General features: G+C 75.0%; 24 protein-coding genes and 1 pseudogene. 9 read left to right on the top strand and 16 right to left on the bottom strand.

What is annotated here, in order from left to right:
* The 3 genes and pseudogenes from AC2CJA_RS09085 to AC2CJA_RS09095 all read right to left on the bottom strand — a co-directional run.
* Positions 1-199: pseudogene (locus tag AC2CJA_RS09085) on the bottom strand (sugar transferase); the annotation flags it as partial.
* Positions 196-1422, bottom strand: a complete 1227-nt coding sequence (locus AC2CJA_RS09090; RefSeq protein WP_484602148.1) for a glycosyltransferase — start codon at positions 1420-1422, stop codon at positions 196-198. The gene AC2CJA_RS09090 and the pseudogene AC2CJA_RS09085, both read right to left, overlap by 4 nt.
* Positions 1423-1510: 88 nt before the next feature.
* Positions 1511-2611 (bottom strand): hypothetical protein, encoded by a 1101-nt coding sequence (locus tag AC2CJA_RS09095; RefSeq protein WP_484602149.1) that lies wholly within the window; start codon positions 2609-2611, stop codon positions 1511-1513.
* A gap of 171 nt (positions 2612-2782) precedes the next feature.
* On the opposite strand from AC2CJA_RS09095, the gene AC2CJA_RS09100 reads away from it, so the two are divergent.
* Positions 2783-2953 (top strand): chaplin family protein, encoded by a 171-nt coding sequence (locus AC2CJA_RS09100; RefSeq protein WP_484602150.1) that lies wholly within the window; start codon positions 2783-2785, stop codon positions 2951-2953.
* Between the two features lie 64 nt (positions 2954-3017).
* Here AC2CJA_RS09100 and AC2CJA_RS09105 read toward each other — a convergent pair whose 3' ends face one another.
* Positions 3018-3428 (bottom strand): hypothetical protein, encoded by a 411-nt coding sequence (locus AC2CJA_RS09105; RefSeq protein WP_484602151.1) that lies wholly within the window; start codon positions 3426-3428, stop codon positions 3018-3020.
* 138 nt (positions 3429-3566) lie between these two features.
* Here AC2CJA_RS09105 and AC2CJA_RS09110 point away from each other — a divergent pair, with 138 nt between their 5' ends.
* The 3 genes from AC2CJA_RS09110 to AC2CJA_RS09120 all read left to right on the top strand — a co-directional run bounded on the left by AC2CJA_RS09110 (position 3567) and on the right by AC2CJA_RS09120 (position 6424).
* Entirely contained in the window at positions 3567-4145 is a 579-nt protein-coding gene (locus AC2CJA_RS09110; protein WP_484602152.1) for a DUF72 domain-containing protein, read from the top strand.
* Between the two features lie 7 nt (positions 4146-4152).
* Positions 4153-4848, top strand: a complete 696-nt coding sequence (locus tag AC2CJA_RS09115) for an HhH-GDP family DNA glycosylase (protein WP_484602153.1) — start codon at positions 4153-4155, stop codon at positions 4846-4848.
* Between the two features lie 280 nt (positions 4849-5128).
* Positions 5129-6424, top strand: coding sequence for a transglycosylase family protein (locus AC2CJA_RS09120; RefSeq protein ID WP_484602154.1), 1296 nt, complete (start codon positions 5129-5131; stop codon positions 6422-6424).
* 69 nt (positions 6425-6493) lie between these two features.
* Here AC2CJA_RS09120 and AC2CJA_RS09125 read toward each other — a convergent pair whose 3' ends face one another.
* Both AC2CJA_RS09125 and AC2CJA_RS09130 read right to left on the bottom strand, forming a co-directional pair.
* Positions 6494-8035, bottom strand: a complete 1542-nt coding sequence (locus tag AC2CJA_RS09125) for an FAD-dependent oxidoreductase (RefSeq protein WP_484602155.1) — start codon at positions 8033-8035, stop codon at positions 6494-6496.
* Positions 8032-8694: a hypothetical protein gene (locus AC2CJA_RS09130; RefSeq protein ID WP_484602156.1), complete on the bottom strand. Its 663-nt coding sequence runs from the start codon at positions 8692-8694 to the stop codon at positions 8032-8034. The genes AC2CJA_RS09125 and AC2CJA_RS09130 overlap by 4 nt, the downstream gene beginning before the upstream one ends.
* A 329-nt stretch (positions 8695-9023) precedes the next feature.
* Here AC2CJA_RS09130 and AC2CJA_RS09135 point away from each other — a divergent pair, with 329 nt between their 5' ends.
* Positions 9024-10160 carry a carboxylate-amine ligase gene (locus tag AC2CJA_RS09135; protein WP_484602157.1) on the top strand — a complete coding sequence of 379 codons (1137 nt, stop codon included), beginning with the start codon at positions 9024-9026 and terminating at the stop codon, positions 10158-10160.
* Positions 10157-11215, top strand: coding sequence for an iron-containing redox enzyme family protein (locus AC2CJA_RS09140; RefSeq protein WP_484602158.1), 1059 nt, complete (start codon positions 10157-10159; stop codon positions 11213-11215). The genes AC2CJA_RS09135 and AC2CJA_RS09140 overlap by 4 nt, the downstream gene beginning before the upstream one ends.
* A gap of 69 nt (positions 11216-11284) precedes the next feature.
* Here AC2CJA_RS09140 and AC2CJA_RS09145 read toward each other — a convergent pair whose 3' ends face one another.
* Positions 11285-11584 carry a CDGSH iron-sulfur domain-containing protein gene (locus AC2CJA_RS09145; RefSeq protein WP_484602159.1) on the bottom strand — a complete coding sequence of 100 codons (300 nt, stop codon included), beginning with the start codon at positions 11582-11584 and terminating at the stop codon, positions 11285-11287.
* On the bottom strand, positions 11568-12233 hold the full coding sequence (locus AC2CJA_RS09150) for a HemK2/MTQ2 family protein methyltransferase (protein WP_484602160.1): 666 nt from the start codon (positions 12231-12233) through the stop codon (positions 11568-11570). The genes AC2CJA_RS09145 and AC2CJA_RS09150 overlap by 17 nt, the downstream gene beginning before the upstream one ends.
* A 120-nt stretch (positions 12234-12353) precedes the next feature.
* On the opposite strand from AC2CJA_RS09150, the gene AC2CJA_RS09155 reads away from it, so the two are divergent.
* A complete protein-coding gene (locus AC2CJA_RS09155; protein ID WP_484602161.1) occupies positions 12354-13535 on the top strand; it encodes a zinc-dependent alcohol dehydrogenase in 1182 nt (393 codons plus the stop codon).
* Between the two features lie 63 nt (positions 13536-13598).
* On the opposite strand, the gene AC2CJA_RS09160 is transcribed toward AC2CJA_RS09155, so the two are convergent.
* The gene (locus AC2CJA_RS09160) at positions 13599-13901 is read right to left on the bottom strand and encodes a DUF6343 family protein (RefSeq protein WP_484602162.1); all 303 of its coding nucleotides are present in this window, start codon (positions 13899-13901) and stop codon (positions 13599-13601) included.
* A 326-nt stretch (positions 13902-14227) separates the two neighbouring features.
* Between AC2CJA_RS09160 and ggt the strand changes: the two genes are divergently transcribed.
* Positions 14228-16039 carry a gamma-glutamyltransferase gene (ggt, locus tag AC2CJA_RS09165; protein ID WP_484602171.1) on the top strand — a complete coding sequence of 604 codons (1812 nt, stop codon included), beginning with the start codon at positions 14228-14230 and terminating at the stop codon, positions 16037-16039.
* Between the two features lie 14 nt (positions 16040-16053).
* On the opposite strand, the gene mnhG is transcribed toward ggt, so the two are convergent.
* The 7 genes from mnhG to AC2CJA_RS09200 all read right to left on the bottom strand — a co-directional run bounded on the left by mnhG (position 16054) and on the right by AC2CJA_RS09200 (position 22440).
* Positions 16054-16449 (bottom strand): monovalent cation/H(+) antiporter subunit G, encoded by a 396-nt coding sequence (gene mnhG, locus AC2CJA_RS09170; RefSeq protein ID WP_484602163.1) that lies wholly within the window; start codon positions 16447-16449, stop codon positions 16054-16056.
* Entirely contained in the window at positions 16446-16712 is a 267-nt protein-coding gene (locus AC2CJA_RS09175) for an MrpF/PhaF family protein (RefSeq protein WP_484602164.1), read from the bottom strand. The genes mnhG and AC2CJA_RS09175 overlap by 4 nt, the downstream gene beginning before the upstream one ends.
* Complete coding sequence (locus AC2CJA_RS09180; RefSeq protein ID WP_484602165.1) at positions 16709-17332, bottom strand: Na+/H+ antiporter subunit E; 624 nt, start codon at positions 17330-17332, stop codon at positions 16709-16711. Before AC2CJA_RS09180 ends, AC2CJA_RS09175 begins: the two co-directional genes overlap by 4 nt.
* Positions 17329-18843 carry a Na+/H+ antiporter subunit D gene (locus AC2CJA_RS09185; protein WP_484602166.1) on the bottom strand — a complete coding sequence of 505 codons (1515 nt, stop codon included), beginning with the start codon at positions 18841-18843 and terminating at the stop codon, positions 17329-17331. Before AC2CJA_RS09185 ends, AC2CJA_RS09180 begins: the two co-directional genes overlap by 4 nt.
* Complete coding sequence (locus tag AC2CJA_RS09190) at positions 18840-19211, bottom strand: Na(+)/H(+) antiporter subunit C (RefSeq protein ID WP_484602167.1); 372 nt, start codon at positions 19209-19211, stop codon at positions 18840-18842. The genes AC2CJA_RS09185 and AC2CJA_RS09190 overlap by 4 nt, the downstream gene beginning before the upstream one ends.
* Entirely contained in the window at positions 19211-22111 is a 2901-nt protein-coding gene (locus tag AC2CJA_RS09195; RefSeq protein WP_484602168.1) for a Na+/H+ antiporter subunit A, read from the bottom strand. Before AC2CJA_RS09195 ends, AC2CJA_RS09190 begins: the two co-directional genes overlap by 1 nt.
* Positions 22112-22239: 128 nt before the next feature.
* Positions 22240-22440 (bottom strand): DUF2180 family protein, encoded by a 201-nt coding sequence (locus AC2CJA_RS09200; protein WP_484602169.1) that lies wholly within the window; start codon positions 22438-22440, stop codon positions 22240-22242.
* Positions 22441-22903: 463 nt separating this feature from the next.
* Between AC2CJA_RS09200 and AC2CJA_RS09205 the strand changes: the two genes are divergently transcribed.
* On the top strand, positions 22904-23440 hold a 537-nt coding region (locus AC2CJA_RS09205; RefSeq protein WP_484602170.1), incomplete at its 3' end, for a hemerythrin domain-containing protein.

The following is a 23440-nucleotide window of genomic DNA, read 5'->3' on the forward strand; positions in this document are numbered from 1 at the left end:
CGGCCGCGGCGAGGCAGTCGGCCGCGGCGAGGAGGGCCGCGGTGCGGCGCCGGTACGGGTTGCCGCGCAGGTTCGCCGGCAGCGGCCGGTGCGACGGTCCGCGCGGCGGACCGACGTGGGCCGACGTACCGCGAGCCTTGGGATCCGGCAGGGGCAGGACCCGGCTCGGGTTGGATGTCCCGGTGTTGTCCGTGGTCATCGCCTGATGTGCTCCCTGGTATCGGGGTCGGGATCGGGGAGGGAGTGGGAGTGGGAGTGGGGTTCGGCGGACGGCCGGGGAAGCCGGCGGGCGGGTCCGCCGGCGGACCGCTCGGCCAGCACCTCGGCGTACAGTCGCGCGATCCGCCCGGCCGTGTGCCGTACGTCGTGGAAGGCCCGGACGTGCTCGGCGGCCAGCAGCCCCAGGTCGTGCCGGAGCGGCGGGTCGGCCAGGAGCGAGGCCAGGGCGCGGGCCAGGGCGCGGGGGTCCTCCGGCGGGACGAGGAAGTCGGCGGCGCGGCCCGGTGGGAGGCTCTCGGCCGCGCCGGTCACCGCGGTCGCCACCACCGGGCGGCCGCAGGCCATCGCCTCCAGCGGGACCAGCGCCATCCCCTCCCAGCGGGAGGGCAGCACCACCGCGTCGGCCGCCGCGTACCAGGCCGTGGTGTCCTGTGCCGCCCCGGCGAACAGCACCCCTTCGGGCGCCGCCGCGGCCAGTTCACCGCGCCACGGGCCGTCGCCGACCAGGACCAGCCGGGCGCCGGGGAGGCGTGCGGCGACCTCGGGCCAGGCCCGCAGCAGGACGTCCTGCCCCTTCTGACGGCACAGCCGGCCGACGCAGACGGCCAGCGGGACGTGCGGCGGCACTCCGGTCAGCGCGGGCAGGGCGGTACGCGCGCGGGCGCGGGCGGCTTCGTCCGCCGGGCGGAAGCGCTCGGTGTCCACGCCGTTGTGGACCACCGCCCAGCGGGCGCGCACTCCCGACGCCTCGCCGTGCCGCAGCTCGTCCCCGGCCACACACAGCACACGGTCCGCCCAGCGGGCCGCCAGCCGCTCCCAGTACAGGGCCAGCCGGGCGGTCGTCCCGCCGACGGCGTCGAAGGACCAGGCGTGCGGCTGGTGGACGGTGGGGACGCGGCCCCGCAGGGCGAACCGCAGGGCCAGCCCCGCCTTGGCGCTGTGCGTGTGGACCAGGTCGGGGCCGATGCGCCGCACCAGCCGTGCGGCCCGTACCGCCTCGCGGCACAGGTCCGGTCCCGGTTCGCGCCGTGCGGGCCAGTCGACCACCTCCGCGCCGGCCGCGGCGGCGTCCCGGCCCAGCGCGCCGCCGGGCGGACAGGCCACCAACGCGCGCGTTCCCGCCGCGGTCTGGGCGCGGACCAGATCGGTGACGACCCTGGCCACCCCGCCGTCCACGGGCTGGGAGAAGTGCAGCACCGTCATGGGAACCGCTTTCCGTTCGTTGTGGGACACGCGTGGACTCCCCGTTCGCGAAACCGTTCTGCCTTCGTGCCGAAGGCGCGGCGCGGCCTCAGCCGCGCGCGTCGACCTGCAGGAAGACCGCTCCGAGCTGGTAGCCCTCATCACGGGTGGTGAAGCGGAGCGTCAGCGAGTCGCCGCCGCGCACCAGCGCGGGGGCGATGCCGTGGACGTCGGAGTCGTAGCCCAGCGTGTCGGGGTGAGCGGGCAGGCGGGGCGCCGGGCGGCCGTGGTCGGTGATCGTGGAGTTCATGGGGTCGTCGCCGGGGTTGGCCGCGTCGCTCACCCGGTGGGCGGGCGCGGTCCCGGTGCCCACCGTCAGCGTCTCCCCGCCCCGGCCGCGGTCGCCGTCGTAGGCCACCACCCCCGCGGCGCCGGACGCCCCGGACGGCATCGGCAGGTTCCCGGCGGTGATGTCGAGGGCGTCCCGGGAGGGGGTCATGGCCTCGTAGCCGTCCATGAGCACCAGGTGGCGCAGTGGCTCTTCCGGATGGGCGTAGGCGGCCACCAGCGTCCAGCCGCCCCAGGCTCCGGCGGGCGAGCGGCCTGCGGCCACGTTGAGCTGGGCGACGGTGTAGGAGCCGCCGCCGGACTGGGCGACCAGGCCGGTGACGTCCGCCGAGGCGGTGTAGCCGTCCATGACGTCGGTGCGGCGGTGGCCGATGACGGTGTCGGCGAGAACCTCCTTGTACCGGCCGCCCGGCTCGGCGATCAGCACCCGCCCGTTGTCCTCGGGGGGCTTCTGCTCGCCGACCCGGAGGTTGCCGCCCCAGTACAGCCGGGCGTGGGTGACGCGCGCCCCGGCGGGCAGGCGCAGTTCCGCGCTGCTGGAGTTGTAGGTGTTGGGGTCGTCGTCGATGTCGACGTAGGTCATCTCGTAGTCGCCGTTGTTCCCTTTCGCCGTCCCTTCCCGGACCTGGGCGCACGGCGGCACGTCGGTGGGGGCGGGGGCGTCGGCGGGGCAGGTGGCCGCGGAGTTGGCGGCGCGCACGATGCCGCCGTGCTGTGTGGCGCGGTACCGCTCCCCGAACGGGATGTGCGGCGCCTCGCCGGGTGCGGGCGCGGCCGCGGTGGGCGGCAGTGCCATCGCCAGGGCCGCGGCTGCCAGCGCGCACAGCGCTCCTCGGCTGGTGAGCCCCAGGGAAACACGCATGGACTTTCTCCGATCGACACCGTTCAAATCGGAGCAAACCATGGCAGAAATGTGCGGTCCCTCCGGATGTGACGCGCGGGGGTTGCGCCGAGCGTGTGACCGCACGGAGCAGTGTCCGGCGCGTACGGCATCCGCTTGCGGCGGTACGGCCTACAGGAGGGCACCGGAACGGTGATCCCGCTGGGCCCTCCGGGTGGTCCCGCGCATCATCCCTGTTGGGCCGCCGCGGGGCCGGACAACTTCCAGGTCCCGGTCGACCTCGGCCTCAACGTGTGCGGCAACCAGCTGACCGTCCTCGGCGCGCCGAACTCGTCCTCCGGGAACATCTGCGTCAACAAGTGATCCGGCGCCTCCGCCCCGCCCTACCGGCGGGGCGGACCTGTGGGGATGCTCCCCCCCGGGGCGCTCAGGGGCCGCCCTCCTCCTGCTGCTCCCGCACCGCGTCCCGCTCCCCCGCCGCGTCACGGGGCAGGTCGCGGCCGGCCGGCGGGTCCACCTCCACCGGCGGAGTCCAGGGGCCGCGCTCCACGGTCTCGCCCGGCTGCATCCCCGGGGTCGGCCCCGCGGCGATCTCGGGCTGCTCCATGTCGTCGGCGGCGACCGCGTGCACATCGCCCTTGCCCAGCGGGGAGGCGCCCGGCTCCTCCTCACTGCCGGGCTCCCAGTGGTCCTCGCCCGTGCCCGTGTCCTCGCCGCTCCGGGGCAGCTCCTCACCCGGGCCGTACGCGGCGTTGCCCGGGTTCCGCGTCCGCTCGGCCTCCTCGGCGATCTCGCGGGCGCGCCGCTCCCTGCCCGTGCCCTCGTCCTCACCGGACATGGCTCGCTCCTCTCCGCGGGGCCGGGGGCTCCGCGACCACAGGGCGCGCCGCGCGCCCCCGGTGCCCCGGACACACCCGGTGCCCCGAGTGCTTCCTGACGGCGGATCTCGCCGACGCGGCGCGGGTACCCGGCGGCCATGGGAAACATTCTGGTCGGCACCTGCTCGTGGACGGATCCCGCGCTGGTCGGCAGCGGGTGGTACCCCTCGTCGGCCAGGGGCGCGGAGGGGCGGCTGGGCGCGGTGCTGATGCAGTTCCCGCCGTCGCTGCGCCCCGGTCCCGGCGCGGAGGTCTTCCTGGAACGGTGTCTGGGGCGCGCGAGCGCGCTGGGGTGGCGCGCGGCGGTGGAGTTCCGCGACCCTCGCTGGTACGCGCCCGAGCGCTCCGCAGACACGGCCGATCTCGCCAAGCGCCACGGCGCGGCGCTGGTCGCGGTGGACACCGCCCGGGGGCTGCCCGCGTCCGTGCCGCCGGTCACCGCCGTGACCGCGCCACAGCTGTCGGTGGTCCGCTTCCACGGCCGCAGCCCGCACTGGGGCACGGGCTCCAAGGAGGACTCCTACCGGCACCGCTACACCGGGGAGGAGCTGGCCGAGTGGGTACCGCGGATACGGGCGCTGGCGGAGCGGACCGACCGGGTGCACGTCCTGTTCAACAACTGCTGCGGGGGCGCGGGCCCGCCCCGGGCCCGGGCGATGAGCGACCCGTGGGGGTGATGCGGCCATGACCGAGCCGGACGGGAAGAGGATCGCGGGCACGGGCGCGAACCGGCGCGCGCGGGTGCGGGAGCGGGACGCCGCCGTGGTGCGTGCGCTGCTGGTCCTCCACGGCCGCACCTACGCGCAGGAGGCGGGCATCCGGCTGCGGGACACCCCCGTGCCGCTGTACCGGCTGCTGGTGCTCTCGCTGCTGCTGAGCACCAGCATCCGGGCGGACACCGCGGTGTCGGCCGCCCGCGCCCTGATCGACGCCGGACTGGGCGACGTGCGGAGCATGGCCGAGTCGGCCTGGCAGCGGCGGGTGGACGCGCTGGGCACGGGCGGCTACCGGCGGTACGACGAGCGGATGGCCACCCGGCTCGGCGACGGCGCGGAGCTGCTGCTCCAGCGCTACCGGGGGGACCTGCGCGGGCTGCGCGAGGAGGGCGGGGCGAGCGAGCGGCTCCAGCGCTTCCCCGGCATCGGGCCGACCGGGGCGGACATCTTCCTGCGCGAGGCGCAGGGCGTCTGGCCGGAGTTCGCCCCGTACCTCGACCGCGGGGCGCGTGAGGGCGCGCGGCGGCTGGGGCTGCCCGCCTCGTCCCGGGAGCTGGCGCGGCTGGTGCCCGGGGAGGAGCTGCCGCGGCTGGCCGCGGGGCTGGTGCGCGTCGCCCTGGACCGGAAGGCCGCCGACGAGGTGCTCGCCGCGGCGAAGGTGTGATTCCGCTTTCCCTTTCCGGTTCGCTCCACGCCGTTTCCGTGCCGCCGCACGCCGTTTCCGCTCTGTTTCCGCGCCGTTGTGCGCGGCACCGTGCCGTTGTGCGCCGCACTGTGCCTCGTTGCGCCGCGCCGGGGCGTGCCAGGGGTTTTCGCGCTGAGCGCCGGAGGCGGACCCTTGCCGTTCCGCGGAAGGCGTGTCTATCTTTGGCGCGCTCGCCAACGGAATTGCGTGAGAGCTCAACTGACGGATCGCCGGATACGGCGTAGGGGAGGGGCCGGCTGTGGCCGGAAGAGGGCGTCATCGCCGATACAAGCCCAACGCGGTTTCCCGCGCGTCGCTGACCGTCACCGCGGGAGGGGCCGGAATCGCCATCCCGCTGATCGGGGCCACCGCCGCCCACGCCGCGCCCGAGGAGATCTGGAACAAGGTCGCCGCGTGCGAGAGCAGCGGAAACTGGAATATCAACTCCGGTAACGGTTTCTTCGGCGGATTGCAGTTCAAACAGAGCACCTGGCAGGAATTCGGCGGTACCGCCTACGCCCCGCGCGCCGACCTCGCCACCGGTGACGAGCAGATAGCCGTCGCCGAGCGGGTGCTCGACGGTCAGGGCCCGGCCGCCTGGCCGGTGTGCTCGGACCGGGCCGGTCTGACCTGGGAGCACCAGGGCTCCGGCACCGCCGCGGCGTCCTCCTCCGTTCCGGAGGAGGACCAGCCCCGCGCCCAGACGGGGGCGCGGACGCAGACCGGGACCGCGAGGCCCGTCGACAAGCCCTCCGACGGCGGCCGGACGTATGTGGTGGCAGGCGGTGACACGCTCTCCGGGATCGCCGACGAGCAGGACGTGCGCGGTGGCTGGCAGACGCTGTACGAGCGCAACCGCACGGTCGTGGGCGGCGACCCGGACCTGATCTTCCCCGGGCAGCGGCTCAGTCTGCGGCAGGGCGGTGCGGCCCGGACGACGCAGGACGACGCGCCCGGCCGGAACGCCACCGTGCCCCGGCAGAAGGACGCGCCGAAGGCCGGGGAGAAGCCGAAGCCGCAGGAGAAGCCGGAGGAGCAGGCCGGGCCCGCGGAGAAGGAGGAGCCGCGGGAGAAGCCCCAGGAGAAGGTCAGGGCGCAGGCCGAGCCCGAGCGTACCGAGCGCGAGAGCTCCAAGGCGCAGACCTCCCCCGGCTACGCCGCGCCCGTCGGTGGCGTCTCCCCCACCACCGCGTACCGCCAGTCGGGCAGCGGCTGGTCCAGCGGCTACCACACCGGCGTCGACTTCCCCGTCTCCACGGGCACCTCGGTGCAGTCCGTCAGCCGCGGGCAGATCGTCTCGGCCGGCTGGGGCGGCTCCTACGGCTACCAGGTGGTCATCCGGCACTCCGACGGCCGCTACAGCCAGTACGCCCATCTGTCGGCGATCTCCGTGCGCTCCGGCCAGCAGGTCAACGCCGGTCAGCGGATCGGGCGTTCGGGGTCAACCGGCAACAGCACCGGGCCCCATCTGCACTTCGAGGTGCGCACCGGCCCCGGCTACGGATCCGACATCGACCCGCTGGCCTATCTGCGCGCCAACGGCGTGCGCATCTGATCCGCACACCTCCCGCCCGGCCCTGTCCCACACCGGCTCGGCGTGGGACAGGGCCGGGCGGGGCGGCCGTCACTCGATGTCGCGCCGCTCCAGCGGGTGGGTCGCCGGACCCTGGATCACCGAGCCGTCCGTGGCGAAGCGCGAGCCGTGGCACGGGCACTCCCAGGCCAGTTCCGCGTCGTTGAAGTGGACCAGGCAGCCCAGGTGCGTGCAGCGGGCCGAGACGGCGTGCAGCCGTCCGTCGGTGTCGCGGTGGACGGCGCAGCGGCTCCCGCCGATCCGGACCACCGCGCCGCCGCCGGGGGCGATCTCGTCGACGGAGTCGGCGTGCGATGGGCGCAGCCGGTCGCCGACGAAGTGCTTGGCGACGCTCGCCTGCAGGCCCAGCAGCGAGGGCGCGTCGCGGAAGCCGGGCAGCCGCCGCGGGTCGTACAGCTTCGCCCAGGCCGGCAGGTCGCCGCCGGTGACGTACCGGGCGAGCAGCCGGCCCGCCAGCACCCCGCTCGCCATTCCCCAGCCGCCGAAGCCGGTGGCCACGTAGGTGTGGCGTGCGCCGGGGTGGAACGGCCCGATGTACGGCACCCGGTCGGTGGAGCTGTTGTCCTGGGTGGCCCAGCGGTGGACGATCCGGGCGGCGGGGAAGCGCTCGCGCGTCCAGGCCTCCAGCCGCGCGAAACGCTCGGCGACCTCGGCCGTGCCCGGCGGGAACTTCTCGCCGGTGACGATGAGGAGGCGCTGCCCCCGGCCGTAGGGCGCGGTGCGCACCGAGCGGGTGTCGTTCTCGGGTGTCAGGTACATCCCGCCCGGGTCCTGGTCGGCGGGGATCGCGGCGGCGACGACCAGCTCGCGGTGCGGTTCCAGCCGGGAGAACAGCAGCGCGCGGTCGAAGACGGGGTAGTGGGTGGCCACGACGACGGCGTCCGCGGTGACCGTGGCGCCGTTCTCGGCGGTCACCGCGGACGGCTCGCCCTCCTCCAGGCCCACCACGCGGGTGCGCTCGGCGATCCGCCCGCCGCGCCGCACCAGGTCCTCCGCGAGTGCCAGGAGGAACTTGCGCGGATGGAACTGCGCCTGGTCGGCCACGCGTACCGCGCCCCGGACGGAGAAGGGCAGCCCGGTCTCGGTGACGTAGGCGGCCGGCAGGCCGGCCTCGGCGGCAGCCTCGGCCTCGGCGCGCAGCTTCTGGGCCGTCTCCTCGGACTCGGCCCAGGTGTAGGCGGGCATGCGCTCCAGCTCGCAGTCCACGTCCAGCTCGGCGGCGGTCGCGGCCAGGTGCCCGATCGCGTCCTGCTGGGAGAGCGCGTACATCCGGGCGCCGTCGGCGCCGTGCTTGCTCCGCAGCTCGTCGTAGACCATGCCGTGCAGGGCGCTGACCTTGGCGGTGGTGTGGCCGGTGACCCCGGCGGCGATCCGGTCGGCCTCCACCACGGTGACCCGGCGGCCGGCGCGGGCGAGCTCCCAGGCGGTGCACAGGCCCGCGATGCCGCCGCCGACCACCACGACGCCGGTCTCCGTCCCGCTGCCGGGCTCCAGCGGCGGGTGGGTGGTATCGGGGGTGACGGGGGCGGTCGCCAGCCAGTACGACTCGTTGTCGGCGGGGGACGCACTCACGGTCGGCGGCTCCTTCCGGGCTCGGGGCGCACCCCGGTCCCCTCGCCCTCGCCGGAGGGCCCGACCTCGCCCACGCCCTCGGGCGGGCCGGTCTGCTCGGAGTCCGCCTCACCCCTGAGCTGGCCGATGTCGCGGTCCTCCTCGACGGTGTGGACGGCCGACTCCTCCGGGGCCAGGCCCTCGGCCGCGGACTCGTGGGAGAACACGTCCTGATTGGCGGGCCGCTCGCCGAGCGGGTCGTCGCTGAGCTGGCCGGTCTCCTCCTCCGGCGGGCCGGAGGCCCGGGAGGTCTCGCCCACGTCGGGCTCCTCCTCGGCCAGCCGGTCGCCCAGGGGCTTGCCCTCCACCTGCTCGGAATAGGTGGTGCCCCACTCATCGGCGGCCACCGGGCGCTCGCCTGGGACGGGCATCCGCTGCGGGTCGTTCATCCACTCCTGCTCGGGCATGCCGTTCTGCAGGTCGGGGATGCCCTCGTCCTCGGGACGGCCGCCCGGGTCGTAGGGGGCGTCCAGCGCCGAGTCGCCGGGGCTGGGACCGGTGGCGGGCTCTCCCTCGGGCGGCAGGCCGGGAGTCTCCTCGTCGTTGACGGTGGCGTCCTCCTCGGCCAGTTCCGGCCTGCTCTCGTCGCCCGCCGCGGTGGGCTCGTTCTCGTCAGCCATGGTCGGTCTCCCTCCGGGCCCCGGTGTCGGTCAGGGGCGCGCACGCGTCGGTGATCCGGTCGGCTCTCATCGACCCGCCCGGTACCCGCCGGTACCGGGCGGAAACGCGCGGTGCGCCCCGGCCCCTCCCGGATCGCGTCGTTCCGTGGACGGCGCGGCCCGGGCACCCAGGCGCACCGCGTTCGGTGCCGGCCGTGGCACGGCCGCGTCCCGGATCGGCCGGTCGCCCCCCGGGACCCGCGCCGGGTGCGAGCGGTCGCGGTACCCGTGGCCCGCCCCGGAAAACCCCCGCCCGTTTCACCGGACGGGCCGGGGGTACCCACACTGCCGTGACCAGGGATGGAAGCACCGGGGGACTGACCATGGGGGTCGAGGAGGAGTTCCTCCTGGCCGACCCGACCACCGCCCGCGCCGTGCCCGGCGCCCAGGCGGTGCTGCGCCGCGCCCACCACGAGGCGTCCGCCGCCGACGGCTCCGGCTACAAGGCGGAGTTCCTCTCCAGCCAGGTGGAGTCCGCCACCGGGGTGTGCGCCTCCCTGGAGGAGGTCCGCAGGGAGCTGGCGGAGGACCGCGCCCGGCTGGTGGACGCCGCCCGGGAGGAGGGCCTGCTGCTGCTGTCCTCCGGGGCGGCCGTGCTGAGCGACGGACGTCCTCCGGTGGCCGAGGGGGAGCGCTTCCGCCGTATCTCGGAGCTCTTCGCCGACATCGTGGACGACTACCAGGTGTGCGGCTGCCACGTCCATGTGGGCGTGCCGGACCGCGAGACGGCGGTGGCCGTGGTCAACCGGGTGCGCCGCTGGCTGCCGACGCTGCTGGCCCTGTCGGTCAACTCCCCGTTCTGCGAGGGACGCGACCGCGGCTACGCCAGCTGGCGCATGATGGAGCAGCTGCGCTTCCCCGCCGCCGGGATGCCTCCCCGCTTCCCCGATGCCGCCTTCCACGACGCGGAGGTGGAGCGGCTGGTCTCCTACGGCGCGCTGATCGACGACCGGATGAGCTTCTGGCTGATGCGCCCCTCCCCGTGGCTGCCCACGGTGGAGTTCCGGGTCGCGGACGCGGCGGCCACCGTCGACGACGCGGTGCTCCAGGCCGCGCTCGGGCGGGCCCTGGTGCGCCGGGCCCTGGCCGAGCTGGAGGCGGGAGTGCCGGAGCCGGAGCTGGACGAACGGGCGGCCAGGGCCGCGGTGTGGGCCGCGGCGCGCTACGGGCTGCGGGGCCACGGCGTCGACCCGGTCACCCGCGCCCGCGTGCCGGCCGGCGAACTGCTGGACGCGCTGCTGCGGCACGTCGCGCCCGCCCTGGAGGAGACCGGCGACACCGAGGCCGTACGGGGGCTGCTGGAGGTGGTGCGCGAGGACGGCACCGGGGCCGAGAGGCAGCGGCGCGCCTGGGCGCGGGGCGGCCCCCGGGCGGTGGTGGAACTGCTGGCCGCCCAGACCGACGCGAGGGAGCACAAACGAGCATGACGACCACCGCCGGTACGGCCTGCTTTGCCACTGGCGCCCCCTCGGGCGCCGTCACAGCCGAACTCCCCTCACCTCGCGGCGAGTTGAGCGCCGCTGTGCTGAATGCCCTGACCGCCGCGCCGCCCGCGCGGCTGCCGTCCTCCCTCGGGGCGGCGGTGGAGGGTGCCGACCCGTACGGCGAGGACCTGCATCTGGCCCTGTACGTCTGCTACGAGCTGCACTACCGGGGCTTCGCGGGAGTGGCGGCCGAATGGGAGTGGGACCCGGACCTGCTGCGGCTGCGCGCCGGCCTGGAGCGGGTCTTCCTGACCGCCCTGCGCCGCGACACCCTCACCGGCACGGCCTCGGACTCGGACGTCGCCGCCGCGCTGGAGCCGCTGCTGGTGGAGCCGGCCGAGGGCGGCGGGGTGTCGGACTTCCTGCTGCGCGAGGGCGAGTGGTGGCAGATGCGGGAGTACATCGCGCACCGCTCGGTCTACCACCTCAAGGAGGCCGACCCGCACGCCTGGGTCATCCCCCGCCTCGACGGCCAGGCCAAGGCCTCGCTGGTGGCGGTGGAGTACGACGAGTTCGGCGGGGGCCGCGGGGAGCGGGTGCACGCGCGGCTGTTCGCGGACCTGATGGCGGGCGCGGGCCTGGACCCGTCCTATCTGCGCTACCTCGACGACGTGCCCGCCCCGATCGTCGCCGGGGTGAACCTGATGTCGCTGTGCGGGCTGCACCGGGCCCTGCGCGGCGCGCTGGTGGGCCACTTCGCGGCGGCCGAGATCAGCACCGCGCCCAGCGCCCGGAAGATGGCCAGGGCGCTGGAGCGGATGGGCGCCGCGCCCGAGTGCGTGCTGTTCTTCACCGAGCACATCGAGGCGGACGCCGTGCACGAGCAGGTGATGCGGCGGGACGTCATCGGCGATCTGCTGGCGCGTGAGCCGGAGCTGGCCGCCGACGTGGTGTTCGGCATCCGCGCCACCGAGCTGCTGGAGGAGCGTCTGGCGGACCGCCTGCTGAGCGCCTGGCGCGCGGGCGCCACCTCGCTGCGGCGCCCGCTGGACGCCTGAGCGCCGGGCGCCCGGAGCGGGTCCGGGGGCGGAAGGCGGGCATCTGAAGGAGGGCCGGGGCGGCCGCGGTCAGCCCCGGCCCTCCTCCGTGCCCGTGTCCGCGCACGGGCCCGCCGGCTCCGCGTCCGCGGTCGCGGCGTCCGTCGCGGGCCTCGGGCGGCGCTCCCTGCGGCGGTGGCTGGTGTCGCACCACGGATAGCGGTGGCTGCGGCGGCAGGTGCACAGGGCGACCGTGAAGCGGTCGGAGCGGGCGACCCGGCCGCCGGGGAGGGCGACCTCCACCGGGCCCTCCACCAGCACCGGACCCTCGGGATCGATCACCACGCGCCTGGCGCGGTCCTCATCGGCGGGTTCAGGGACGGTCGGCACGGACCACCACCAGTTCCTCGGTGCACTGGCCCGGGGCGATCAGTCCCCGCTCCTCCAGCCAGGCGGCGCGCCCGCGCAGTACCGGGCCGAACGGGATGGTGGTGCGGGCCACCACGGACGACTTCAGCCCCTGCCCGCGCAGCAGGTCCAGTGTGGCCCCGGTGCCGCACAGCTCGGAGTGGACCATCAGCATGGTGCCGCCCGGCGCCAGCAGCGCGGGCGCGTACGCGCACAGCCGGTCCAGCACCGCGCGGCCGTCCGGCCCCCCGTCCCAGCACATCGCCGCGCCCCTGCGGGGCGGTTCGCTCCGCGGGGAGGGCACGTACGGCGGGTTGGTGAGGACCACGTCGAAGGGGCGCCCGTGCTCCGCCTCGGTCAGGGCGTCGGCGAGGTCGCCGCGCCGCACGACCAGCGGCAGCCGGTGCAGCCAGGCGTTGCAGCGGGCGGCGAGCACGGCCCGGGACGAGGCGTCCAGCGCCACCGCCTCGTCCGCACCCATCCGCAGGGCGGTCATGGCGAGTACCCCGGTGCCCGTGCAGAGGTCCAGGACGCGGGCGCCGGGAGCGAGCGCGGCGTCGTGCAGCGCCCGCCTCAGCAGCCAGGTGTCGTCCTGCGGCGCGTACACCCCGGGGGGCCTGAGCAGCAACATGAACACCGGATACCTCGTTTGTCCCTCCCCTAACGTGCCCGTCCGGGCGGCCGGGACGGGGACTGGTCCGGCCCGGACCGGGGTACCCGGCCGGTCCCCTGCGGAAAGAGGTGGAGACCGATGAAGGCAGTGGTCTGGCACGGCCGGCGCGACGTACGGGTGGACGAGGTCCCCGATCCGGCGGTCCGTGAGCCGACGGACGCGGTGGTGCGGATCACGTCGAGCGGGCTGTGCGGCTCCGACCTGCACCTGTACGACGTGCTGACCCCGTTCATGACGGAGGGCGACATCCTCGGGCACGAGCCGATGGGCATCGTGGAGGAGGTCGGTCCCGAGGTGCCGGACCTCTCCCCGGGCGACCGCGTGGTGATGCCGTTCCAGATCGCCTGCGGCACCTGCTTCATGTGCTCGCAGGACCTCCAGACCCAGTGCGAGACCACCCAGAACCGCAGGTTCGGCACCGGTGGCTCGCTGTTCGGCTACACCAAGCTCTACGGCCAGGTGCCCGGCGGCCAGGCCCGGTACCTGCGGGTGCCGCAGGCGCACTACGGGCCTGTCAAGGTGCCCGAGGGGCCCGCGGACGACCGCTTCCTGTACCTGTCGGACGTGCTGCCGACGGCCTGGCAGGCGGTGGCCTACGCGGACGCTCCCAAGGGCGGCTCGCTGGTCGTGCTGGGCCTGGGGCCCATCGGCGACATGTGCTGCCGGATCGCGCTGCACCTGGGGGTGGAGAAGGTGATCGGCGTCGACCTGGTGCCCGAGCGGCTGGAGCGGGCCCGGGCCCGCGGTGTGGACGTGCTGGACCTCACCGAGCACGACGACATCGCCGACGCCGTCCGGGAGAGGACCGGCGGGCGCGGTGCGGACGCCGTCATCGACGCGGTGGGCATGGAGGCCCACGGCAGCGCGGTCGCCCAGGTGGCGCAGAAGTCGACCGGGCTGCTGCCCAGGAAGATCGCCGAGAAGCTGATGACCACGGCGGGCGTGGACCGGCTGGCCGCCCTCCAGCTCGCCATCGACGCGGTGCGGCGCGGCGGCACCATCTCGATCATCGGCGTCTACGGCGGGATGACCGACCCGCTGCCGATGCTCACCCTGTTCGACAAGCAGATCCAGCTGCGCATGGGGCAGGCCAACGTGCGGCGCTGGGTGCCGGAGATCATGCCGCTGCTGACGGACGAGGACGTGCTGGGCGTGGACGACTTCGCCACCCACCACGTGCCGCTGGAGAAGGCCCCCCAGGCGTACGAGATGTTCCAGAAGAAGGCCGACGGCGCGGTGAAGGTCGTGCTGCGGCCGTAGGGTGCGCCTCCCTTCGCCTTCCCCGGCCTCCCGGCGGGGTGGCGCGGGCCGAGGAGCGTGTACTCACGGCCCGTGCCGCCCTCCCGCTCCCGCGCTCCTCCCCCGCTCGCGCCTGCGGCGCACCAGGACGATGATCAGGTCGATCACGCCCACCACGGTCAGCGCGGCGCAGAGCCAGGCGATGGTGCGCAGCGAGTCCGCGCCGGGGACGTCGCCCGGCCCCGAGTCCGCCGCCCACAGGGCGAAGAACACCGTCCCGGCCAGGAAGAGCGGGATGTACACGATGGACAGCAGCAGCCGCAGCCCCAGTGGGCTGCGGGCCGTCACGGGCTCGGTGCCGGTGCGCGACCGGCCGGGGATCCGCATACGGGTGCACCTCCTCGGCTGGGATTCCGCGAGGTCCTTCAGGGGTCTCCGGGCTCCTCGGGAGGCCTTCGGTTCCCGGTCCCCGGCCGCCCCGGGTACCCGCCGCCGCCGCGGGCCATGCCGCCGCGCCGGGGTTCATGGGCGCGGGCGGCGCTGTTGCCGCGGCCTCCGCCCGCTGACAGGGTTTCCGGGGTCCGAGCGTTCCCGGATACCACGGAGGCTTCATGCCCGTCCGGCCTGTCCGCCACACCCGTCACTCCTGTTGCCCGCGCTTGCCGTTCCGCCGCCGCGCCGGTACCGCGGGGGTGCTGGCGCCGACGCTGCTCATGACGCTGGTCCTGGCGCTGCCGGCGCCGCTGCTCGCACCGACCGCCGCGGCGCGGGCCGCCGACACCGGCCGGGAGCCGCCGCCGAAGCGGCCCGTCGCCACCGGATACGGCGGCGCGGTCTCCAGCGTCGACCCGTACGCCTCCCGCGCCGGTCTGGAGGTGCTGCGCGCGGGCGGCAACGCGGTGGACGCCGCCGTGGCCACCGCGGCGGCGCTCGGCGTCGTCGAGCCCTACTCGGCGGGCGTCGGGGGCGGCGGCTACCTCGTCCATCACGAGGCGCGCACCGGCCGCGTCCACACCCTCGACGGCCGGGAGACCGCCCCGGCCGCCATGCGGCCGGACGCCTTCCTCGATCCGGCCGACGGGAAACCCATCCCCTTCGACGAGGCGGTCAACTCCGGTCTGTCGGTGGGAGTTCCCGGCACCCCTGCGACCTGGGAGGCGGCCCTGGACAGATGGGGGACGGTCTCCCTGGCCCGGGCGCTGCGGCCCGCCGTCCGCCTGGCCGAGCACGGTTTCACCGTGGACGAGGAGTTCCGCGCCCAGACGGCGCTCAACGAGGACCGCTTCCGCGACTTCACCCCCACCGCCGAGCTGTTCCTGCCCGGAGGTGAACTGCCCGAGGTGGGCTCGCGGTTCCGCAACCCCGGTCTCGCCGGCACCTACCGGCTGCTGGCCCGCGAGGGCGCGGACGCACTCTACGAGGGGCGGCTCGCCCGCGAGATCGCCGCCACCGTGCGCAGGCCGCCCGTCGCGCCGGGCGCCGACCGCAGGGTGCGGCCGGGTCTGATGACCGCCGGCGACCTCGCGCGGTACCGCGTACTGCGGCAGAGGCCGACGAGGGTGGACTACCGGGGCCTGGAGGTGTACTCCATGGCCCCGTCCTCCTCCGGGGGCACCACCACCGGCGAGGCGCTGAACATCCTGGAGGGCTTCGGCCTCGCCGGGATGGACCGCGCCCAGGTCCTCCACCACTACCTGGAGGCGAGCCGCGTGGCCTTCGCCGACCGCAACCGCTGGGTGGGCGACCCGGCGTTCTCCGAGGTGCCCGCCGAGGAACTGCTCTCGGAGCGCTTCGCCAAGGAACGGGCCTGCCTGATCGACCCGGACCGGGCGCTGACCAGCCCGCTGGCGCCCGCCGATCCGCGCGACCCGGACTCCTGGGACTGCTCCGCGGGCCGGGGCGGCGGCGAGGGGTACGAGGGCCCGTCCACCACCCATCTGGTCACCGCCGACCGCTGGGGCGACGTGGTGTCGTACACGCTCACCATCGAGCAGACCGGCGGCTCGGCCATCACCGTGCCCGGCCGGGGCTTCCTGCTCAACAACGAGCTGACGGACTTCGACTTCACCCCCCTGTCGAAGGACGTGGCCGGCCCGAACCTGCCCGGCCCGGGCAAGCGGCCGCGCAGCAGCATGGCGCCCACGATCGTGCTGGAGGACGGCCGTCCGCTGCTGGCGCTGGGCTCGCCGGGCGGCTCCACCATCATCACCACCGTGCTGCAGACCCTGCTCAACCGGATCGACCTGGGCATGACGCTGCCCGAGGCGGTAGCCGCGCCGCGGCTGTCGCAGCGCAACACCACCGCCACGTCGGCGGAGCCGGCCTTCCTGGAATCCGCCGCCGAGCGGGCGCCGCTGGAGCGGCTGGGCCACCGGTTCGCCCTTCCGCCCCCGGCGTTCACCCCGTCGCCGGAGATCGGCGCGGTCGCGGCGCTGGAGGTCCTGCCCGACGGGCGGGTGCGGGCCGTCGCCGAGCCGGAGCGGCGCGGCGGCGGTTCGGCGATGGTGGTCCGCCCCTCCCGCTGACGCCCCCGCGCCGGTCAGGTCCCGCGCCCCCCTCCGCCCCCCGTCCCCCCCCCGCCGGCGACCGGGGGCGCGAGCCGCTCCGCCAGTTCGTCCACCGTGAGGGTGGACCGCTCCACCGCGCCGGTGCGGTAGGCGATCCGGCCGACGATCTGGCCGAGGACGGGCACGGTGGTCAGCTGGAAGACCGCGATGAGCAGCAGCAGACCGGCGTACGGCAGGGGCACCCGCAGGGCCGCCCCGATCAGGATCAGCAGCAGGCCCAGGTTCTGCGCCTTGGCAGCGGCCTGGAGCCGGGTGACGGTGTCCGGGAAGCGCACCAGTCCGACGCCTCCCAGCAGGCAGAAGACGGCACCGCACAGCAGCAGGACGGCCGTGGCGGCCTCCAGGGCCGTCTCGACGAACGCGTTCACCGCATGTCCTCCCGCTCCTCGGCGAGCCGCGCCGCCGTCACCGATCCGATGAAGCCGAGCAGCGCCAGCACAAGCAGGACGAGCACGGCCGAGGTGTACCCCCACACCGCCACGGCCACGGCGGCCCCGGCGACGACCGTCGTCACCAGGATCTCCACCGCCACGATCCGGTCCAGCGCGTGCGGGCCGCGCACCAGGCGGTAGGTCACCATCACGGCGGTGACCGCGAGCAGGGCCAGGGCGACGGTCGCGACCACGCTCACCTCTGCTCCTCCTCTCCCCCGTATCCCGGCTCCCGCCGGTTCGGGTCACCCCGCATCCCGGCGGGACCGATGGTCCGCACCACCCACCGCTCGGCCGCCGCGACCTCGCCGCGGCGGCGCTCCACCTCCCGGGTGTCACGGGCGGGCAGCGCGTGCACGTAGAGCCGCCGCCGGTCCCGGTCGACCTCCAGCACGAGAGTGCCCGGAGTCAGCGAGGCCATGTTGGCGGTGGCGGCGATCATCAGGTCGCTCTCCGACCGCAGCGGTACCTCCAGCACCGCGGCCCGCACCCGCGGGCCGCGCCGTACCGCCTCCAGTGCCACGGCGACGGCCGATCCGACCAGTCCGGCCAGCAGGTGCGCGGGGAAGAGGAGCAGCCACAGCGGGTGGAGCCTCGCCCGCCGGGCGATCGAGGGCAGCGGGAAGAGGACCACCACCAGCAGGGCCACCACCGCCCCGCCCACCAGCACGACCGGGCTCACCGACCCCCACAGCACGATCCACAGCACCCACAGCCACAGGGCCAGGGGCCACTGCCGGGACGTCCTGTGCGGGGGGCCGCCCCGAACCCCCGGAGTGCTCGTGTTCCCCTCCGCCTGGTCGTCGTCCACCGGGCTCATCCGGCCCTCCCGTCCGAATCGCCGAGTACGGCCTCCTGGTACGTACGGCGCTCCAGAAGATCGACCGCCGCCCGTTCACTGAGCCGTGCCAGCGGCCCGGCGCCCACCGCCACCACCACGCCGATCAGCACGGCGCCGGCCGTCGCCCCGGACATCAGCCGCACCCCCTTCGTACGCTCTCGCGCGGGGGGCGGGCGCTCACCGCCGGCGGCGAACGCCGCCCGCCATACCCGGGCCATCACGTACAGGGTCAGGAGGCTGGTGAGCAGGGCCGCGGCCAGCAGTGCCAGGACGGCCGCTCCTCCCTGTGCCACGCCGGCCTGGAGCAGGGCGAGTTTGGCCACGAAGCCGGACAGCGGTGGGATCCCGGCCAGGCTGAGGGCGGCGAGTGCGAACAGCCCGGCCAGCAGCCCGGGCGCCGGCGCCGTCCGGGCCAGCCGGGACAGTGTGGCCGTGCCGCTCCAGCCGACCACCAGGCCGGCGATCAGGAACAGCGCGGCCTGTGCCGCGATGTGGTGGACGGCGTACAGGACGGTCCCGGTGAGTCCGCCGACGGTGTACAGCGACAACCCGAAGAGCATGAACCCGATGTGGCTGACCAGCACGAAGGACAGCAGCCGGTTGACGTCGTGCTGGGCGACGGCGCCCATGATGCCCACCAGGAGCGTCAGCGCCGCCGCGACCAGCAGCGGAGTCCAGGTGTCCGAGCGCGGGAAGAGCAGTGTCTGGGTGCGCACCATGGCGTACAGGCCGACCTTGGTCAGCAGTGCCGCGAGCACGGCGGTGATCGGTGCCGGGGCGGTCGGGTAGCTGTCCGGCAGCCAGAAGTGGAGGGGGACCATGGCGGCCTTGATGCCGAAGACGATCAGCAGCAGCAGACTGAGCACGCTGCGGAGCCCCTCGGGGAGCCCGGGGACGCGGTCGCCGAGGTCGGCGAGGTTGACCGTGCCGGTGGCCGCGTAGATCAGCCCGATGGCGGTGAGAAACAACAGCGAGGACAGCAGGCTGGTGATGGTGTACGTCATCCCGGCCCTGATGCGGCCCTCCCCGGCGCCCAGGTTGATCAGCACGTAGGAGGAGGCGAGCATCAGCTCGAAGGCCACGAACAGATTGAACAGGTCGCCGGTGAGGAAGGCCAGCGCGACCCCGGCCACCAGCAGCAGGTACGCCGGATGGAAGGGGGTGCGGGGCAGATCCCCCTCGGCGGTTCCCTGGCCGATGGCGAAGACCAGCACGGCCAGGGACACCGCCAGCGCCACCACCAGCAGCAGCGCCGACAGCCGGTCCGCCACCAGGGCGATCCCGGCCGGCGCCGGCCAGCCTCCGACGGAGAGCACCAGCGGACCGCGCCGGTCGGCGAGCACCAGCAGTACGGCGGAGACGGCCAGCACCGCCGTCAGGGTCCCGGTGCCCAGGATCCGCTGGGCCGCGGCGCTGCGCCACACGGCCAGGGACAGGCCCGCCGCCAGCACCGGCAGCAGGACGGGGGCGATCAGCAGCCAGCCGGTCACGACTCCAGCACCTCCTCTCCCACCCTGCGGTCCTCGACGTCATCACGGACCTCGTCGTGGCCCTGGAGCCGCCAGCTGCGGTGGACGAGCGCGAGCAGCAGGACGGTGATGCCGAAGGTGATGACGATGGCGGTGAGCGCCATGGCCTGCGGCAGCGGGTCGGCGAACGTCTCCGGCGCGTGCCCCTCCCCGGTGATGGGGGGCTCGCCCGGAGGGCCCGCGGCCAGCAGCACCAGCAGGTTGGTGCTGTGGCCCAGCACCAGGAAGCCGAACAGCAGGCGCATCAGGGAGCGCTGCAGCAGCAGATGGAAGCCGACGGCGAACAGGCCGCCCACCACCAGGGCCGACGTCAGGTCGAGTGCTCTCATCAGGCGCGGCTCCCGGTCGCGGTGGCGGGTGTGTCGGGTGTGTCGGGTGTGCCGCCGGATCCCCCGGCGGCTTCCTCGGGGGTCTCCTGCGCGGGCCCGACCGAGGACAGCAGCTTCAGACAGACGCCGGTGACCAGCAGGTACACCCCGGTGTCGAAGACCAGGGTGGTGGCCGGCTCCACGTGGCCGAGCACCGGCAGCGTCACGCTCACGAGCGCGCCGCCCAGCGGTTCGCCGCCGAAGGCCGACGGCGCCAGTCCGGCGGTCACCGCGAGGGCCAGCCCGCCACCGGCCACCAGCCGGGGGTCGAGGGGAACGGCGAACGCGCTGTCGGCCCGTCCGCCCACCAGGTAGCGCAGGGTGAACGCCTGGCCGGCCACCAGCCCTCCGGCGAAACCGCCACCGGGGCGCAGGTGCCCGGAGTAGAGCAGGTAGAGCGAGAGCACCAGGACGGACGGGAACAGCAGCCGGGCCAGGACCTCCAGCAGCAGGGACCGGTCGTGGGCGGGCAGCTCCCGTGCCTCGGGCAGCCACTGCTCGTGCGGCAGGGCCCAGCGGGCGGTGGGCTCGTGGCGGTCCGCGGCCGGCGGCCTGGCGCGGATGGTCGCGTCCCTGCCGCCCAGCACCCCGATCAGGGCGCCCACCCCGATCGCCGTCACCAGCAGCACGGCGATCTCGCCGAGGGTGTCCAGGGCCCGGAAGTCCACGATGATGGCGTTGACGACGTTGTGGGCCCCGGCCTCCTCCACATGCTCGGTGTAGAACTCGGACACGGCCGGCTCCCGGCGGGCGGTGGAGACGGCCAGGGCGAGGACCGCGACAAGTGCGCCGGTGGCCGTGGCCACTGCCAGGCGCAGCCGGCGTACGCGGCGGGATCCGGTCCGGGCGCCGAGTTCGGCCGGCAGTCCGCGCAGCACCAGCACGATGACCACCAGGGTCAGCGTCTCGATGAGGAACTGGGTGAGCGCCAGGTCCGGGGCGCCCTGGACCAGGAACAGCCCGGCGACCCCGTAACCGACCGCGCCGGCCAGCAGGGTGGCCGCCAGCCGGTGCCGGACAGCCGCGAGCGCCAGTGCTGTGGTCAGTACGACGGCCGCCAGCGGCACCTGGACGGCCGAGCTCCACAGCGGCGGGGCGGGCAGCGGGACGTCCCTCAGCAGCAGGGCGGCCCCGGGCACCAGCAAAACGGTCGCCAGCAGCACGGTGAGGTAGACCGGAAGGGAGCCGACCTGGGTGCGGCGGGTCAGCCATGTAGCCGCCCCGTCGAGGCCTCGGACCGTCCGCCGGTAGCCCTCCTGCGTGTCGGGAGCGCGGAGGGACCTGTCGCGCAGCGCCGCCAGGGAGGGGCGCAGGCGGTACAGCAGGAGACCGGCGGCCAGGGCGGCGGCGGAGAGCAGCAGGGCGGGACTCGGCCCGTGCCAGAGCGCGAGGTGGTACGGCTCGTCGGGGGACGGCAGGCGGTCGGCGTAGGGCTCGGTGAGGGTCTCGGTGCCCGGGTACCACACGCCCAGGAGCAGGGTGGCCGCCACCAGGGCGGCGATGGGCGCGGCCATGCCGAGCGCCCGGTCTCCGGGGTCCTCCTGCGGCGTCGGCTCCGCGCCGGGCCGGCTCGCGAACGCGCCCCACAGATAGCGGGCGGCGTAGGTCACGGTGAGCGCGGAGCCGGCCACCAGGGCGGCCAGCGTCCATTCCTCGCCCGTACCGGGACCGTGCCGGGCCGCGTTCCAGAAGGCGTCGAGGTACGCCTCGTGGCCCAGGTAGCCGGCCAGCGGCGGCAGCCCGGCCATGGAGGCGGCGGCGAGCGCGGCCAGGGCCAGCAGGACCGGTCTGCGGCGGCCCAGACCGGAGAGCCGGCCGATCTCGCGGGTGCCGGTGTGGTGCTCGACCAGGCCGGTGATCAGGAACAGCGACGCCTTGAAGGTGGCGTGTGCCAGCAGCATCACCTCGCCGGCCAGCGCGGAGTTGCGGGTGCCGTAGCCGAACAGCACGAGGAGGAGTCCGAGTTCGCTGATGGTGCCGTAGGCCAGGACGCGTTTGAGGTCGCTCTCCCACAGCGCCCGCCAGGCGCCGAGGACCAGCGACAGCAGGCCGACGGTCAGCACCAGGGGGCGCCAGGGCTCGGTGTCGGCGAAGCCGGGAGCCAGCCGGGCCGTCAGATAGACGCCGGCCTTGACCATGGCGGCGGCGTGCAGATAGGCGCTCACCGTGGTGGGCGCGACCATCGCGGCGGGCAGCCAGCCGTGCAGGGGGAACTGCGCCGACTTGGTGAAGACCCCGGCCAGGACGAGCACCAGCGCGGCGGGGACGTATCCGCCGTCCGGGGGATCGGCGACCAGTTCCGAGATCCGGTAGGTGCCGGCCGCCTCCCCCAGCATCACGAAGCCCAGCAGCATGGCCAGGCCTCCGCCGGTGGTGACGACCAGGGCCTGCTGGGCGGCCTCGCGGTGCTCCCGGGTCCTGCCCCGGCCCGCGATGAGCAGGAACGACACCACGGTGGTCAGTTCCCAGAAGACGTACAGGACCAGCAGGTTGTCGGCGGTGACCAGCCCGAGCATGACGCCGGCGAAGGCGAGCAGCAGGGCCGACTCGCGGCCGTGCCCCTCGGAGGTGTAGCGGGCGCCGTAGACCAGGACGGCGGCTCCGACACCGCTGACGATCCCCGTCATCAGCAGTGAGAGCGCGTCCAGCCGCAGGACGACCTCCAGACCCAGCGAGGGCGCCCAGCCGAAGTGCTCCACGGGCGCGTCCCCGTCGAGCACGGAAGGGGCGAGCGCCGCCGCCCAGACCAGCGTGGCCAGCGGCACCAGGGCGGCCACCCACCACACGGCACGCCCGGCGCGCGGCGCGAGGACGGGGAGGACGGCGGCCACGGCGGCGTGGGCGGCGATCAGAACCAGCAAGGGCACTCCCGGGTGAACCGCGCATCAGCGAACAGAGCGTACATAAACGGATGTGTGCCGCGTGGCTGTACACCCGTCCGTGGCACGGTCGCGCCGGGGGCCGGGACGCGGGCCCGGGTGAGACCGCGTCAGCCCTCCGCCCGCGCGCACACCTCGCACAGCGCCCGGCGGGCCCGCGGCGTCTGGGTGACCTGGCCCATCCCCCGCGGCTCGCTGACGAGCTCGGACTCGATCCGCAGGTGTCCGGGGCACAGTCCCACATGACAGCGCGAACACACCGCGACGGCGGTGGTGTCGCGGTCCCGTGTCAGGCACTCGTAGCAGTTCATGGCCTCGGTCCGTTCCCGTCCGGCGGGGGGCCGCGCGGCCCCGGGGACTCCTCCGGTTCGCGGACGCGTGCGCCCGGTCGTTCGGCCCGGTCCGCGCGCTCGCGGGGAGCGGGCGGGGCTCCTCGTGATCACCGGTTCGGCGCAGTGGCGGAAGAGGGACGCCGGTACGACGACCGGCCGGGCCGTGCCGTACACCGCACGGGCCGTCGGAAGAGCGATAGCCAGCCGGACCGGGACCGGCGACGGCACCGACGGCGGGCTGAGCACCACCCCTCACCCTCCCTCCTTTCGCACTTCGCGCAGTACCCGGGGCACAGGTGTGGAAACACCGGGTGTGCAGCGGTTCCCGCTCCGGCGGCGTCCACCGCGTCCGGGCCGCCACCGGGTCCCGCCGGGCCGTTTCCCCGGGGAGCGCGCGGGTACTCCGCGCCGGGCCACAGCACGTGTCGTGAGGAGGAGCGAGATGGCTGGACGGGGCACATCGCCGGGCGCCGCCGCGGAGGAGGACGTGGTGGCCCTGCTGACGCGGCGGCACGACGAGATCCGGAAGCTGTTCGACGCGGTGGAGAACGCCGCCGGCGACGACGGCGGGTGCCGGACGGCGTTCCGGCGGCTGGTGCGGTCGCTGACCGCGCACGAGATGGCCGAGGAGGAGGTCGTCCACCCGTACGCGCGCGGCGCCGTCGCCGGCGGTGAGGAGATCGTCGCGGCGCGCCTGGAGGAGGAGCGGCGGACCGCGAGGGCGCTGCTGCGCCTGGAGCCGATGGACTGCGCGGGCCCCGGCCGGGCGGCCTTCCTGCGTGAGTTCGCGGCGCTGCGCGAGGAGGCGGAGGCCCACGCGCGCGCCGAGGAGCGGTACGAGTTCCTCCCTCTGGAGGCCGGGAGCGACCCCGAGTGGCGCAGGGCGATGGCCGGGGCCGTGCGGGCCGCGGAGTCGGTGGCGCCCTCCCGCCCGTACCCGGCCGGGGCGCCGGGCGGCGAGGACGCCGCGACGGGACCG

It is taken from the genome of Streptomyces sp. ATLC9 (assembly GCF_057196705.1).